The sequence below is a fragment of the Kitasatospora papulosa genome (genome assembly GCF_000717245.1).
Classification (GTDB): domain Bacteria; phylum Actinomycetota; class Actinomycetes; order Streptomycetales; family Streptomycetaceae; genus Streptomyces; species Streptomyces papulosus.
Window position 1 is genome coordinate 126,593 of record NZ_JNYQ01000004.1, and the last position, 13,483, is coordinate 140,075.

Here is a 13,483-nt window from a genome sequence, read left to right on the forward strand (position 1 = left end):
CCTCCGGTCCGCCCCGCCGTCTCAGGCCGGAGCCGGGACTACACCTGCGGGGGCCGCGGCTCCGGAAAGGAGATCAGGCCGATCGCCGCCGCCGTCTCCCGGTCGAGCAGCACCGCCGAGGAGCACCCCGGCGGCAGCAGCCCGCTCTCCGTGTCGCGCAGCAGCCGGCCGACCGCGCGCCGGTGCCGGGCGAAGGCGTAGCCGGACACCCCGCGGCCACGCTCCCGCTGCCCTTGCCTGGCGACCTGGGGGGTGACGTCGAGCAGGACGAGACGGAGGGCGCTGCCCCGGCGCCGGGCCTCTCGCGCCAGCCAGCGCCGCACCCATGCCTGCGTCCCGCAGTCGTGGACGACGACCGGGCCGCCCGCGCGCAGCGTCCGCAACAGGCCCGCGTAGTGCGCGGCGCGCACCAGCGGACGGTAGAGGGCGTACGGGAGTAAGCCGGGCACGGCGGCCTCCCAGCGGTCCCTGGTGTCCTGGGAGTCGATCGCGTGGTCCCTGGCCGCGCGCCGGATCAGCGTGGACTTCCCGCTGCCGGGCAGCCCCGAGACCACCACCACGTCCCGCGGCGCGAAGTCCAGGCTGCGCGGCCCCAGAGGGCCCCGGCCCCGCAGGTCGCGCACCACCGGCGCGTCCCCGTCCACTAGCTCGTGTGCGGGCGCGCCCGACTGCTGGGGCATCGCACCGCTCCCCGCCCCCGCAGTCGTCGCGTAGCGCTGCGACGTCATCGCCATTCCCCCTGCCGAGTCACCCACCGACCTGCTCAAGAAGTGTAAAGAAAAGGTAATGCGGCACAACCGCTTCCGGCCGCACGTGTCGGGACCGGCACCCGTACGGACCGGGACGCCCCCACTCTCCCGCAATGCGTGCGATGATGACCCCGCCAACTGCATACCGGCCGTTTGAATCCGCGCGGGAGAGTCCCGGTCACCGTGTGCGCCGGGCGCCGAAGGAGCAAGTTCCTCCCTTGAATCTCTCAGGCCCCGTACCGCGTGGATGAGGCAGATCTGAAAAGCGGGCCGCTGCGCGGCCCCACCCAAGGTGCAAGCCGGACCCTTTCAGGGGCTCTCGGCGAACCTCTCAGGTTCCGATGACAGATGGGGAGGGAACCACCCCCTGTCGTCATGCCCTGGAGCCATGTCCATGAGCACTGCCCCGAGCGCCGCCCCCCGTCTCACCGCCCTCGATGCCCTGCATCGGTCCCTGGGCGCGACCATGACCGACTTCGCCGGCTGGGACATGCCGCTGCGGTACGCCAGCGAGCGCGACGAGCACCACGCCGTGCGTACCCGGGCCGGGCTGTTCGACCTGTCGCACATGGGCGAGATCACCGTCACCGGCCCGCAGGCGGCGGCCTTCCTGAGCTACGCGCTGGTCGGCAACATCGCCACCGTCGGCGAGGGCAGGGCCCGCTACACGATGATCGTCGCGGAGGACGGCGGCATCCTGGACGACCTGATCGTCTACCGCCTGGCCGACACCGAGTTCATGGTCGTCGCCAACGCGGGCAACGCCCAGCTGGTCCTGGACACCCTCACCACGCGCGCCGGCGGCTTCGACGCCGAGGTGCGGGACGACCGCGACGCGTACGCGCTGCTCGCCGTCCAGGGTCCCGACTCGCCCGCCGTACTGAAGTCGGTCACGGATGCCGACCTGGACGGACTGAAGTACTACGCCGGGCTCCCGGGAACGGTCGCCGGCGTGCCGGCGCTCATCGCCCGCACCGGTTACACGGGCGAGGACGGCTTCGAGCTCTTCGTGGCCCCCGAGCACGCCGAGCAGCTGTGGAAGGCCCTGACGGAGGCCGGCGCGCCGTACGGCCTGATCCCCTGCGGGCTCTCCTGCCGCGACACGCTCCGCCTGGAGGCGGGCATGCCGCTCTACGGGCACGAGCTGACCACCGCGCTGACGCCCTTCGACGCGGGTCTGGGCCGGGTCGTGAAGTTCGAGAAGGAGGGCGACTTCGTCGGCCGCGAGGCGCTGTCCGCCGCCGCCGAGCGTGCGGAGACGACCCCGCCGCGCAAGCTCGTCGGCCTGGTCGCCGAGGGCCGCAGGGTGCCGCGTGCCGGGTATCCCGTCGTGGCCGGCGGGAACGTCGTCGGCGAGGTCACCTCCGGCGCGCCGTCGCCCACCCTGGGCAAGCCGATCGCCATGGCCTACGTGGACGCGGCGTACGCCGCGCCCGGCACCGAGGGTGTCGGCGTCGACATCCGGGGCACGCACGAGCCGTACGAGGTCGTGGCGCTGCCCTTCTACAAGCGCCGCAAGTGAGGCGGAGCACCGCCGCACGTGACGCATTCGTGTCTCACACCGTAAGACCACCGTTCATCAGCACTCCCCCGCGTACAGGAGAATTCAGGTCATGAGCAACCCCCAGCAGCTGCGGTACAGCAAGGAGCACGAGTGGCTGTCGGCCCTCGAGGACGGTGTGGCCACGGTCGGGATCACCGAGTTCGCGGCCAACGCGCTCGGTGACGTCGTCTACGCCCAGCTCCCGGAGGTCGGCGACACGGTAACCGCGGGCGAGACCTGCGGTGAGCTGGAGTCGACCAAGTCGGTCAGCGACCTGTACTCGCCGGTGACCGGCGAGGTGACCGCGGCCAACCAGGACGTCGTGGACGACCCCTCGCTGGTGAACTCCGCTCCCTTCGAGGGCGGCTGGCTGTTCAAGGTGCGCGTCGCGGAGGAGCCGAACGACCTTCTCTCCGCCGACGAGTACACCGCGTTCTCCGGCAACTGAGACCTTAGGGACCCACTGATGTCGCTTCTCAACTCCTCCCTCCACGAGCTGGACCCGGACGTCGCCGCCGCCGTCGACGCCGAGCTCCACCGCCAGCAGTCCACCCTCGAGATGATCGCGTCGGAGAACTTCGCTCCCGTCGCGGTCATGGAGGCGCAGGGCTCCGTCCTCACCAACAAGTACGCCGAGGGCTACCCCGGCCGCCGCTACTACGGTGGCTGCGAGCACGTCGACGTGGTCGAGCAGATCGCGATCGACCGGATCAAGGCGCTCTTCGGCGCCGAGGCCGCGAACGTCCAGCCGCACTCGGGTGCGCAGGCCAACGCCGCCGCGATGTTCGCGCTGCTGAAGCCGGGCGACACGATCATGGGTCTCAACCTGGCCCACGGGGGTCACCTGACCCACGGCATGAAGATCAACTTCTCCGGCAAGCTCTACGACGTGGTCCCGTACCACGTCGACGACACCGGCGTCGTGGACATGGCCGAGGTCGAGCGCCTCGCCAAGGAGTCGAAGCCGAAGCTCATCGTGGCGGGCTGGTCCGCCTACCCGCGCCAGCTGGACTTCGCCGCCTTCCGCCGTATCGCGGACGAGGTCGGCGCGTACCTGATGGTCGACATGGCGCACTTCGCGGGCCTGGTCGCCGCCGGTCTGCATCCCAACCCGGTGCCGCACGCCCACGTCGTCACGACCACCACGCACAAGACCCTCGGTGGTCCGCGCGGTGGCGTGATCCTGTCGACGCAGGAGCTCGCCAAGAAGATCAACTCGGCGGTCTTCCCCGGTCAGCAGGGCGGCCCGCTGGAGCACGTGATCGCGGCCAAGGCGGTCTCCTTCAAGATCGCGGCGGGCGAGGAGTTCAAGGAGCGCCAGCAGCGCACCCTGGACGGCGCCCGCATCCTGGCCGAGCGTCTGGTGCAGCCGGACGTCACCGAGGTGGGCGTCTCCGTGCTCTCCGGCGGTACGGACGTCCACCTGGTCCTGGTCGACCTGCGCAACTCGGAGCTGGACGGCCAGCAGGCCGAGGACCGGCTCCACGAGCTGGGCATCACGGTCAACCGGAACGCCGTCCCGAACGACCCGCGGCCCCCGATGGTCACCTCGGGTCTGCGCATCGGCACGCCGGCGCTCGCCACCCGCGGCTTCCAGGCCGAGGACTTCACCGAGGTCGCCGAGATCATCGCGGCCGCGCTGAAGCCCGCGTACGACGCCGACGCCCTCAAGGCCCGCGTGACCGCGCTGGCCGAGAAGTTCCCGCTGTACCCCGGCCTCTCGTAGTCACCCGCAGTTTGCACACAGGGTGGGGGCACCGCGCACACTGAACACAGTGAGCGCGGTGCCCCCACCCCTTTGCCCCGCGTCACCGGGCCCACCCGGCCCGTCCCGCACCACCCGGGCGGACAACGTCGTCCACCAACGCCTTAGGAGTACCCCCGTGGCCCTCTCGGTCTTCGACCTCTTCTCGGTCGGCATCGGCCCGTCCAGTTCCCACACGGTCGGCCCGATGCGCGCGGCCCGCATGTTCGCCCGCCGGCTCAAGAACGAGGGCCTGCTGGTCCACACCGCGTCGGTCCGCGCCGAGCTCTACGGCTCGCTCGGCGCGACGGGCCACGGGCACGGCACGCCCAAGGCCGTCCTGCTCGGTCTGGAGGGCGAGTCGCCCCGCACGGTCGACGTCGAGGGCGCGGACGCCCGCGTCGAGGAGATCCGCGCGTCGGGCCGCATCAGCCTCCTGGGCGTGCACGACATACCGTTCGACTTCGACGAGCAGCTGGTCCTGCACCGCCGCAAGGCGCTGCCGTACCACGCCAACGGGATGACCGTCGCCGCGTACGACGCCGACGGCGCCCCGCTGCTGGAGAAGACCTACTACTCGGTGGGCGGGGGCTTCGTCGTCGACGAGGACGCCGTGGACGGCGAGAACCCGATCGTCCCGGACGACACGGTCCTCAGGCACCCCTTCCGCACCGGCGACGAGCTGCTGCGGCTCGCCCGGGAGACCGGTCTGTCCATCTCCTCCCTGATGCTGGAGAACGAGAAGGCCTGGCGGACCGAGGACGAGATCCGGGCCGGTCTGCTGGAGATCTGGCGTGTCATGCAGGCCTGCATCGCGCGCGGCATGTCCCGTGAGGGCATCCTGCCCGGTGGTCTGAAGGTCCGCCGCCGCGCCGCGAACACGGCCAGGCAGCTGCGCGCCGAGGGCGACCCCCAGAAGCACGCGATGGAGTGGATCACCCTGTACGCGATGGCCGTCAACGAGGAGAACGCCGCCGGGGGCCGCGTCGTCACCGCCCCCACCAACGGCGCGGCGGGCATCATCCCCGCCGTCCTCCACTACTGGATGAACTTCGCGGCGGGCGGCTGCACCCCGGCCGAGAAGGACGACGGCGTCGTCCGCTTCCTGCTGGCCGCAGGCGCCATCGGCATGCTGTTCAAGGAGAACGCCTCCATCTCGGGCGCCGAGGTCGGCTGCCAGGGCGAGGTCGGCTCCGCCTGCTCGATGGCCGCGGGCGCCCTCGCCGAGGTGCTGGGCGGCTCCCCCGAGCAGGTGGAGAACGCCGCCGAGATCGGCATGGAGCACAACCTGGGCCTGACCTGCGACCCCGTCGGCGGCCTCGTCCAGATCCCCTGCATCGAGCGCAACGGGATGGCGGCGGTCAAGGCGGTCACGGCGGCCAGGATGGCGCTGCGCGGCGACGGCAGCCACAAGGTCTCCCTGGACAAGGTCATCAAGACCATGAAGGACACGGGCGCCGACATGAGCGTCAAGTACAAGGAGACCGCCCGCGGCGGGCTCGCGGTGAACATCATCGAGTGCTGAGGTTCTAGGCCCTGACCAGCGCGTTTGCTTCTTTCAGCGCTGTCAGGGCCTTCCCCGCTTGCACGGCGGAAAGTCCCTGGAACCTCCCTGGGACAGACGTGAAAGTCCCTGCAAAGTCCCTGACGGATCCCTCGCCGATGGGCGCTTGACCTGGAAGTTCGCGACACCCGCGCAGCGATGGATGTCCCTCCGACACGCCCGCTCGGAGAATCACCCCCATCCAATAACAAGAGTTTTGTTAAACTCGGCCCCATGGCTACCTCCCAGGCGCCCGGCGAAGGACCCGTCCGGCCCGTATCGGTCTCCCTCCACGAAGGCACCATTGCTGCCCTCAAGGCACGTACGGGCAAGCGAGGCATGTCCGCGTACGTTGAGACCCTCATCCAGCGCCAACTGGAACGGGACCGTCTGCACGAGCTCATCGAAGACGCGGAAACCGAACACGGCTCGGTCGATCAGGCGGCGGTCGACGCCAAACGCGCCATTCTCCGCGGCGACGCCGCGGGCTCGGCGGACGCCGCGTGAGCGGCACGCTCGTCCTGGACTGCGAAGGCCTGTCCAAACTGGTGCGACGCACGCCCGAGATCACCGAGTGGCTGGCCGCCGCCGAAGCCGAAGACATCCGCGTCGTCACCAGCTCCGTCACCCTCGTCGAAGCACGCGACCCCAGGGTCAAGCAGGCCCGCTTCGACTACGCAGTCTCCCGCGTGAACATCATCCCGCCCACCGAAGCCATCGCCCGCCATGCGAGCAAGCTCCTGGCCGCGGCCGGACTGCACGGCCACAAGTACGCCCTCGACGCCATCGTGGCCGCCACCGCACTCACCTCGCCAGCCCCAACGACCGTCCTGACATCGGGCCCCGAAGACCTCCTGATGCTCTGCGGCCCCAGCATCCGCGTCATCAAGGTCTGACCGCGAGACCGCGACTCGACCCGCCTCTTGTGCGAATCAGAGCGCTACGCGGAAGGCATCGGGCAGTTTGACAGGTCAGAAGCCCGACCAGATGTGACCGACATGAGCGTCAAGTACAAGGAGACCGCCCGCGGCGGGCTCGCGGTGAACATCATCGAGTGCTGAGGTGACGCGCCCGGGTCCCGGGCCCTGATGGCCACCCCCTCCGCCGTGGGGCCCCCTCCTCCGGGCCCCACGGCGGAGGGGTTCTCAGGCGGTCTCCCGGCGCAGAGGAGCCTCGGCGGATTCGCCGGCCGCGTCGCTCAGCGCGCGGAGCCCTGCCGCCAGGGCGAGCTGGGCGTCGAGGGGCATGCGGTCGAGGGTCCGGCGCAGTACCTGCTCCCGACGGCGCCTGATGTCCCGCAGGTGGGCGAGGCCCGATTCGGTGAGTTCCACCTGGACCTCGCGGCGGTTGCGGGGGTGGGGGAACCGGCGGAGGAAGCCCGCGGCCTGCAGCCGGTCGCAGAGGCGGGTGACGGACGGCGCGGCCGCGGAGAGATGGCGGCCCAGAGCGCTCAGATTGATGCCGGGTTCGCGTTCCATGATGTACATCACGCGGGTCTGGGCCGCGGAGAGCGGCGCGGTGCCGAGAGCGTCCCGGCTGCGTTCCCAGGCGATCTCCAGGAGTTCCAGGACCTCTCCGATCTCGGGCGCGACGTGCTGATGAGCGGTGGTGGGGGCCTTGTGCATGTGACACTCCCGAGTGGGCCTGCGCGCCCGTTCCGGCCGGTCGTGGGTGAGTGGTCTGGTGCGTAGTCGCTCAGATGAAGATATGTGAAGGGGAAGAGGAACCGTTACCGATGGACAGACCCGGCGCGATCGAGCGCTCTCTGCGCGAGGCCGCACCTCATGAGATCTTCGACGTGCTCCGTTCCGTGCTGGAGCGACGCCATCACGCCGAGGCGGTGGAGTTGCTGATGGTCGACTACGCGATGACGCAGTTGCAGCCCGTCGGCATACTGCCGCACACCCGGCCCGCGGTCTCGGTGCACGAGACCGCTCCGGGCCGCGCGTTCGGCGCCCAGGAACCGTACTGCGTGTACGACGACACCACGTCCACGGTGACGGTGCACCTGCCGCTCAGCGTCCGGGGGGACCGGCTCGGAGTGCTGAGCGTCACCTTGCGGGTCGGCGAGGACGGACTGGCGAAGTACGTCCTGGAGGAGCTTCAGCAGTGTGCCGCCGGCCTGGCGCACGAGGTGGTCGTCGCGGAGCGGGACACCGATCTCTTCCTTCAGGCGCGCCGTGCCGAGCGGCTGACCCTGGCGGCCGAGATGCAGTGGCAACTGCTGCCGGGGCGCTCCTGCACCCGGCCCGAGTACAGCCTCGGCGCCCAGCTGGAACCCGCGTACGCCATCTTCGGCGACAGCTTCGACTGGTCGGCCTCGGCCGACGACCTCTTTGTGACCGTCAGCAACGGCATGGGCGAGGGCATCGACGCCGCGCTGCTGACCAATCTCGCGGTCAACGCCCTGCGCAACGCCCGTCGCGCCGGTCTGGGCCTCAGCGATCAGGCATACCTCGCCGACCAGGCCATCTACGGGCAGTACGGGGGGAGCCGGTTCACGTCGACCCTGCTGCTCCGGTTCCACCTCCCGACCGGCGACGTGGAGATCATCGACGCCGGTTCACCCCGTGTGTGGCGGGTCCGCGCGGGGGTGGTCGAGGCGATCGAGCTGGAGGCGCAGATGCCCCTGGGCATGTTCGAGGACACGGACTACGTCCCGCAGCACTTCGGCGTGGAGCCCGGGGACCGCCTGCTCTTCATCAGCGACGGCGTCTACGACGCGCTGTCACCCGGCGGCGAGAAGTACAGCCTGCGCGCGCTGGCCCGGTCGATCGCCGCCACACGTCTGCTGCCGGCACCCCAGGTGCCCCGGGCGATGCTGCAGGAACTGCTGGGCCATCGGGGCTCCGGCCCGGCGGCGGACGACTCCCTGGTGATGTGCCTGGACTGGCACGGCAGGCCCGCCGCGGACCGAGCCCGCTAGCGCCCTTCGTCACGGTCGTGCGGAGCGGCTGGCCGCTCCGCACGCGCCGACCGGCCACTCCCCCACTCCCGGCGCGATCCTCCGGAAGGTCTCGCGTTTGACAGTCATGCCCTCAGATAACCATGATTCCATTAATTGACTAGTGGATTTGAGGCGAGGCGCGTGGCAGAGACGAGCAATCCGGGCGGCAGCCCGGGCACTTGGGCCCTGGAGGCCCGCGGGCTGGGGAAGCGCTACCGGCGCGGCTGGGCCCTGCGTGACTGTTCCTTCCGGCTGCCCGCCGGGCGGATCTGCGGTCTCGTCGGGCCCAACGGCGCGGGGAAGAGCACCCTGCTCGGCCTGGTCTCCCGTCAGGTGGCGGCGACCCGGGGCGACCTGCGCGTCTTCGGGGTGCCGGTGGGCGACCCCGAGGTGATGCCGAGGTTCGCCTTCCTCGGGCAGGACAAGCCGATGTACAAGCGGTTCTCCGTGGCGGAGACGCTGCGGATCGGCTGCGAGCTGAACCCCGGCTGGGACGCGGCCGCCGCGGAGCGGATCGTGCGCTCGGGCGACGTACCGATGAACGCCGCGGTCGGGACGCTCTCCGGCGGGCAGCGCACCCGGGTCGCCCTCGCGCTGGCCTTCGGGAAGCGGCCGGACCTCCTCCTGCTGGACGAGCCGATGGCGGATCTCGACCCGCTGGCCCGCGACGAGATGAGCACCCTGCTGATGGCCGAGGCCGTCGAGCGCGGGACCACGGTGGTGATGTCCTCGCACATCCTGGCCGAGCTGGAGGACATGTGCGACTACCTGCTGGTGGTCGCCGACGGCCGGATCCGGATGGCCGGCGACGCGGACGCGCTCGTCCCGGCGCACGCCCTGGTGACCGGACTGGCCGAGGAGGGGGACCTGCCCGCCGCGCTCGCCCGGCACACCGTCATCGAGAAGCGCGTCCAGGGCAGGCAGTTCCGGGCGATGGTGCGGACCGACGGCCCGCTCTCCGGCGACTGGCAGGTGGCCGTGCCCAGCCTGGAGGAAGTACTGCTGGCACACCTGCGCTCGCAGGACGCGCCCCCGCTGTACACACCCGGCGCACAGATCGAGACCGAGGGGACCAGGACCGCATGAGCACCACCCTGACCGCCGACCCGGCCGCCCGCACCGCCCGTCCGAGGCTGCTGCGCGGACTGACCTGGCTGGTCCTGCGCCAGCACCGGACCACCCTGTGCTGCGTCCTCGCCCTGACGGTGCTCGGCTCGCTCTGGATCGTGTACCAGCGCGCCCAGCTGATCGACGTGCTCGACGCGGCGGGCTGGCCCGGGAAGCCCGCGCCGGTGCCCGTCGTGGGCGAGGCCTACGGGAGCCTCACCTCCCTGCTGACCCTGCTGCCCGGTGTCCTCGCCGTCTTCCTCGGCGCGCCGCTGATCGCCGCAGACCAGGAGCAGGGCACCGCGCAGCTCGTGACCACGCAGTCCGTGACACGGCGCCGCTGGGTCGTCGCGAAGCTCGGCTGGTGCCTGCTGATCACCCTGGTGGCCTGCTCCGTCCTCTCCGCGGTGTTCACCTGGTGGTGGCACCCCTACCGCTCGGTCCTCGGCGACAACTGGATGGACACCGCCGTCTTCGACGTCACCGGCCCCGTCCTCCCCGCGCTCGCCCTGTTCCTCACCGCGGCCGGGTTCACCATCGGCATCCTGGTGCGCCGGGTCCTCGCCTCCATGGTCCTAACGCTCGGCTTCACCGTGGTCGCCCAGACCGCCTGGGACATGTTCCGGGACCGCCTGGGCTCACCGCGCACGATCAGGTACCCGCTGGACGGCAGCATGCCCGCGCGCCTCGACGACGCGTACGAGGTGGACCGCTGGGTCGGCAGCGCCGACGGTCAGCTGTACGGCTGGGGCTCCTGCGCCGAGGCGACGGAGAAGGCCACGAACGCCTGCATCGAGGAGAAGGGGATCGTCGACAACGTGTTCCAGTACCTCGACTACGACCAGATGTCCGCCATGCAGTGGACCGGCGCGGGCATCCTGCTGGCCGGCACCGCCGCACTGACCGCGTTCGCCCTGTGGTGGACGTCCCGGCGTCCCCTGTAGGGCAGGCCCCGTCCTCTACGTACCATGTCAGTCATCGAGCGGAAGGTGATGTCCGTGGTCGTGTTCCGCATCGACCGGCGCAGTGGGGTGGCCACGTATCTCCAGATTGTCCGGCAGGTCGAACAGGCCCTGCGGATGGGCGCGCTGGAGGAGGGCGACAAGCTGCCCACGGCCGCGCAGGTCGCCGCCGCCACCAAGGTCAACCCGAACACGACGCTCAAGGCCTACCGGGAGCTGGAGCGTGCGGGCCTCGCCGAGGTGCGCCAGGGGGCGGGGACCTTCATCACCCGTACCCTCGCGGAGCCCGGGCCCGGCGGCCCCGACTGGCCGCTGCGTACCGCGCTGAACGAATGGCTGCACCAGGCACGCGACGAGGGCCTGGGACGCGAGGACGTACAGGCCCTCTTCCGGGCCTCGTTCGAGGCCGCCTACCCCGCGGCCCCGGAGTCCTGAGCACCCGGCGCGGCACCACGGACGGCCCGGTCCGCCTCGCGTGGTCCGCCGGCCCGCCGCGCCGGGCCGGCACCCGCCGGCCCGGTGCGGTTCAGGCCTTGTTCTGCGAGGCCCAGAACTCGTCGAACGTGAGCTCGCCGTCGCCGTTGCCGTCGTGGGCGTTGATCACGGCCTGCGCGACCGTCTCGGTGACGTAGGGGTCACCGAGCTGCGCCATGGCGCTCTTGTACTCGGCTGCCGTGATGCGGCCGTCGCCGTTCTGGTCGAAGCGCTCGAATGCCGTGCGTGCCGACTCGATGTCCGCCACTGTTCCACCCCTTCGTTAAGCGTTGCTGACGGGGTCAGATTATCCGGCGGCGCAGGTGGCGGATCCGGCGGGCGCGGGGCACGGCCGGGCCCCGCGGCCCGTCAGCGGAAGACGCCGGTGTGACCGAGCGAGTAGCGGCCGGGCTGCGGATAGACGGCCAGTCCGTGCGGACCGCTGCCTACGGGGATCCTGGCCAGCTGCTTGCCGGTGGTGGTGTCGATCGCGTACACCTCGGCGTCGTACCGTCCGGAGAGCCAGAGCACCTTACCGTCGGCGGAGACACCGCCCATGTCCGGGCTGCCGCCGTCGGGGAGGTGCCACTTCGCGGTCAGCTCGTCCTTGGCGAAGTCGAAGACGGAGACGGATCCCTCGCCCCGGTTGGTGACGTACATCTGCTTGGAGTCCCGGCTCACGTAGAGGCCGTGGGCGCCCTTGCCCGTGGGCAGCAGCTCCGGTGTCGTGAACTTCTCGCCGTCGAGCACCCACATCCCGTGGGCCATCATGTCGGCGATGTAGAAGGTGCCGCCGTCCGGCGAGAGCTTGACGTCCTGGGGCATCGCCCCCTGCTTCGGCAGCCTCTGCTGCCCCACGATCTTCATCTTCTCGGTGTCGACCTTGAGGAGTTCGCCCGAGAACTCGCAGGACACGATGAAGTACCGGCCGTCCGCGGAGAAGTCGGCGTGGTTGACGCCCGCGCAGTCCACCGGCACCGTCTTGGCGACCTTCATGGTCCGCGGGTCGCGGAAGACGAGTTCGCGGTCCATCGAGGCCATGACCACGGCGTACTTGCCGTTCGGGGTGAAGTAGAGGTTGTACGGATCGGAGACGTCGAGCGTCCGGCCCGCCTTCCCGGTGGCCGGGTCGATCGCGGTGAGGCTGTCACCGAGGTCGTTGTTGACCCAGAGCGTCTTCAGGTCCCAGGAGGGCACGACGTGCTGCGGCTGGTTGCCGACGGGAATGGTCTCGATGACCTTGTACGTCGCCGGGTCGATCACCGACACCGTGTTGGAGTTGGTGTTGGGGACGTAGACGCGTGACGGGAAACCCCTGACGGCCGCGGCGAGCTTTCCGGGCCGGTCCGCCGCGTAGACGTCCTGGGGGTCGAGCACGGGCGGCATCCCGGGCAGCCCGGGCGAGGAAACCGGACGGTCGGGCGGTACCGCTGCCTGGGTGCGGGAGGGCTCGGGCCGCCCCTGGCCGGCGGGAGCGGCGCAGGCAGCGAGCGCGGCGACGAGCAGGGCGGCGGCGGTCAGGGCACGCGGGGAGGGAGGCATCAGGTCAACAGCTCCGTGGTGGTCACCGCGCGCAGTCGGCGCCGGTCGATTTCGGTGAGGAGGAGGGGCAGCGCGGCGACGGTGTCCCGGTAGCCGAAGTGCAGGCTCACCACGGAACCGTTGCGGAGCTCGCCGGCGACCTTGCGGGTGACGGCGGCGACCCCGGGCGAGGTGAAGTCGAGGGAGTCCACGTCGTAGGACAGGACGTGCGGATACCCGGCACGCCGGGCGAGGTCCTGGACGAGGGGGGTGGCGTACCGGGCGCGCGAGGGCCTGAACCAGGTGCCGATGGAACCGGTCAGCCTGCGCAGGCGCCGGGCGCAGCCGGCGATCTCCTCGAAGGCCCGCTCCTCGTCCATCGTGTTGATGTCGAGGTGGCTCTGCGTGTGGTTGCCGAGGTCGTGGCCGCCGTCCAGGATCCTGCGGGCCATACCGGGGTTCTGGTCGAGCCAGCCGCCGACGGCCAGCACCGTGAGCCGGGCACCCGCCCGCTCGGCCTCGCCGAGGACGGCGCGGGCCAGGACGGGGTCACCCTGGCCGTGGAAGGTGAGGGCCACCCGGGGCCGGCCGCGGGGGCCGTGCTCGATCTGGACCGGCTGCCCGGGGAAACGACGGGGAACGGCTGCCGGGGCCACGGCCCCGTGGGCCTTGTGGGCACCGGGGCCGTCCGGTGAGCTGTCGGCACTCCCCGGCTTCGAGGGCGGCCGCGGTGGTGTGTCCCGCGCGCAGCCCGCGGCGGACGCGCCCGCCAGGAGTGCTCCGGCCGCCGTGCGCAGGGCGCCGCGGCGGGGCACCGGTGTCCTGCGACCGTCCATGCCGCCCACCTCGTGGATCGGTTCGGGTGCTGTTCCCCGAGACCCGACACACAGTAA

15 protein-coding genes and 1 riboswitch are annotated in these 13,483 nt (G+C 71.0%); of the genes, 10 read left to right on the forward strand and 5 right to left on the reverse strand.

Going from position 1 to position 13,483, the window contains the following annotated elements; genetic code table 11:
• Positions 1 to 38 precede the first annotated feature (38 nt).
• Positions 39 to 728, reverse strand: a complete 690-nt coding sequence (locus IA22_RS0111815) for an AAA family ATPase (protein WP_030123583.1) — start codon at positions 726 to 728, stop codon at positions 39 to 41.
• Positions 729 to 903: 175 nt separating this feature from the next.
• Positions 904 to 1,001: riboswitch (glycine riboswitch) on the forward strand.
• A 142-nt stretch (positions 1,002 to 1,143) separates the two neighbouring features.
• On the opposite strand from IA22_RS0111815, the gene gcvT reads away from it, so the two are divergent.
• The 6 genes from gcvT (at position 1,144) to IA22_RS0111845 (ending at position 6,475) form a co-directional block, all read left to right on the forward strand.
• Entirely contained in the window at positions 1,144 to 2,271 is a 1,128-nt protein-coding gene (gcvT, locus tag IA22_RS0111820) for a glycine cleavage system aminomethyltransferase GcvT (RefSeq protein ID WP_030123584.1), read from the forward strand.
• A gap of 91 nt (positions 2,272 to 2,362) precedes the next feature.
• Positions 2,363 to 2,740, forward strand: a complete 378-nt coding sequence (gene gcvH / locus IA22_RS0111825; protein ID WP_014153963.1) for a glycine cleavage system protein GcvH — start codon at positions 2,363 to 2,365, stop codon at positions 2,738 to 2,740.
• An 18-nt stretch (positions 2,741 to 2,758) separates the two neighbouring features.
• A complete protein-coding gene (glyA, locus tag IA22_RS0111830) occupies positions 2,759 to 4,018 on the forward strand; it encodes a serine hydroxymethyltransferase (RefSeq protein WP_015578808.1) in 1,260 nt (419 codons plus the stop codon).
• A 157-nt stretch (positions 4,019 to 4,175) separates the two neighbouring features.
• Positions 4,176 to 5,561 (forward strand): L-serine ammonia-lyase, encoded by a 1,386-nt coding sequence (locus IA22_RS0111835; RefSeq protein ID WP_015578807.1) that lies wholly within the window; start codon positions 4,176 to 4,178, stop codon positions 5,559 to 5,561.
• Between the two features lie 252 nt (positions 5,562 to 5,813).
• Positions 5,814 to 6,086, forward strand: a complete 273-nt coding sequence (locus IA22_RS0111840; protein ID WP_030123585.1) for a hypothetical protein — start codon at positions 5,814 to 5,816, stop codon at positions 6,084 to 6,086.
• Positions 6,083 to 6,475: a type II toxin-antitoxin system VapC family toxin gene (locus tag IA22_RS0111845; protein WP_030123586.1), complete on the forward strand. Its 393-nt coding sequence runs from the start codon at positions 6,083 to 6,085 to the stop codon at positions 6,473 to 6,475. Before IA22_RS0111840 ends, IA22_RS0111845 begins: the two co-directional genes overlap by 4 nt.
• A gap of 249 nt (positions 6,476 to 6,724) precedes the next feature.
• Here the strand turns inward: IA22_RS0111845 and IA22_RS0111850 are convergent, their stop codons facing one another.
• Positions 6,725 to 7,204, reverse strand: a complete 480-nt coding sequence (locus IA22_RS0111850) for a MarR family transcriptional regulator (protein WP_014153966.1) — start codon at positions 7,202 to 7,204, stop codon at positions 6,725 to 6,727.
• Between the two features lie 110 nt (positions 7,205 to 7,314).
• Between IA22_RS0111850 and IA22_RS0111855 the strand changes: the two genes are divergently transcribed.
• The 4 genes from IA22_RS0111855 to IA22_RS0111870 all read left to right on the forward strand — a co-directional run bounded on the left by IA22_RS0111855 (position 7,315) and on the right by IA22_RS0111870 (position 11,030).
• The gene (locus IA22_RS0111855; RefSeq protein WP_014153967.1) at positions 7,315 to 8,505 is read left to right on the forward strand and encodes a PP2C family protein-serine/threonine phosphatase; all 1,191 of its coding nucleotides are present in this window, start codon (positions 7,315 to 7,317) and stop codon (positions 8,503 to 8,505) included.
• Positions 8,506 to 8,667: 162 nt separating this feature from the next.
• Positions 8,668 to 9,612: an ABC transporter ATP-binding protein gene (locus IA22_RS0111860; RefSeq protein WP_030123587.1), complete on the forward strand. Its 945-nt coding sequence runs from the start codon at positions 8,668 to 8,670 to the stop codon at positions 9,610 to 9,612.
• Positions 9,609 to 10,577, forward strand: coding sequence for an ABC transporter permease subunit (locus tag IA22_RS0111865; RefSeq protein ID WP_030123588.1), 969 nt, complete (start codon positions 9,609 to 9,611; stop codon positions 10,575 to 10,577). The genes IA22_RS0111860 and IA22_RS0111865 overlap by 4 nt, the downstream gene beginning before the upstream one ends.
• A 24-nt stretch (positions 10,578 to 10,601) precedes the next feature.
• A complete protein-coding gene (locus IA22_RS0111870; protein WP_014153970.1) occupies positions 10,602 to 11,030 on the forward strand; it encodes a GntR family transcriptional regulator in 429 nt (142 codons plus the stop codon).
• Positions 11,031 to 11,121: 91 nt separating this feature from the next.
• Here IA22_RS0111870 and IA22_RS0111875 read toward each other — a convergent pair whose 3' ends face one another.
• The 3 genes from IA22_RS0111875 to IA22_RS0111885 form a co-directional block, all read right to left on the reverse strand.
• Positions 11,122 to 11,337 (reverse strand): EF-hand domain-containing protein, encoded by a 216-nt coding sequence (locus IA22_RS0111875; protein ID WP_014153971.1) that lies wholly within the window; start codon positions 11,335 to 11,337, stop codon positions 11,122 to 11,124.
• Between the two features lie 101 nt (positions 11,338 to 11,438).
• A complete protein-coding gene (locus tag IA22_RS0111880; RefSeq protein WP_030123589.1) occupies positions 11,439 to 12,611 on the reverse strand; it encodes a YncE family protein in 1,173 nt (390 codons plus the stop codon).
• The gene (locus tag IA22_RS0111885) at positions 12,611 to 13,426 is read right to left on the reverse strand and encodes a polysaccharide deacetylase family protein (RefSeq protein ID WP_014153973.1); all 816 of its coding nucleotides are present in this window, start codon (positions 13,424 to 13,426) and stop codon (positions 12,611 to 12,613) included. The genes IA22_RS0111880 and IA22_RS0111885 overlap by 1 nt, the downstream gene beginning before the upstream one ends.
• Between the last annotated feature and the right edge of the window lie 57 nt (positions 13,427 to 13,483).

Excerpts from the sequence above, each read along its gene's own strand:
- IA22_RS0111855 (WP_014153967.1), top strand. The coding sequence starts at position 7,315 with ATGGACAGACCCGGCGCGATCGAGCGCTCTCTGCGCGAGGCCGCACCT.
- IA22_RS0111815 (WP_030123583.1), bottom strand. The coding sequence starts at position 728 with ATGACGTCGCAGCGCTACGCGACGACTGCGGGGGCGGGGAGCGGTGCG.
- IA22_RS0111880 (WP_030123589.1), bottom strand. The coding sequence starts at position 12,611 with ATGCCTCCCTCCCCGCGTGCCCTGACCGCCGCCGCCCTGCTCGTCGCC.
- gcvT (WP_030123584.1), top strand. The coding sequence starts at position 1,144 with ATGAGCACTGCCCCGAGCGCCGCCCCCCGTCTCACCGCCCTCGATGCC.
- IA22_RS0111840 (WP_030123585.1), top strand. The coding sequence starts at position 5,814 with ATGGCTACCTCCCAGGCGCCCGGCGAAGGACCCGTCCGGCCCGTATCG.
- IA22_RS0111850 (WP_014153966.1), bottom strand. The coding sequence starts at position 7,204 with ATGCACAAGGCCCCCACCACCGCTCATCAGCACGTCGCGCCCGAGATC.
- IA22_RS0111885 (WP_014153973.1), bottom strand. The coding sequence starts at position 13,426 with ATGGACGGTCGCAGGACACCGGTGCCCCGCCGCGGCGCCCTGCGCACG.
- gcvH (WP_014153963.1), top strand. The coding sequence starts at position 2,363 with ATGAGCAACCCCCAGCAGCTGCGGTACAGCAAGGAGCACGAGTGGCTG.
- IA22_RS0111870 (WP_014153970.1), top strand. The coding sequence starts at position 10,602 with ATGTCAGTCATCGAGCGGAAGGTGATGTCCGTGGTCGTGTTCCGCATC.
- glyA (WP_015578808.1), top strand. The coding sequence starts at position 2,759 with ATGTCGCTTCTCAACTCCTCCCTCCACGAGCTGGACCCGGACGTCGCC.
- IA22_RS0111865 (WP_030123588.1), top strand. The coding sequence starts at position 9,609 with ATGAGCACCACCCTGACCGCCGACCCGGCCGCCCGCACCGCCCGTCCG.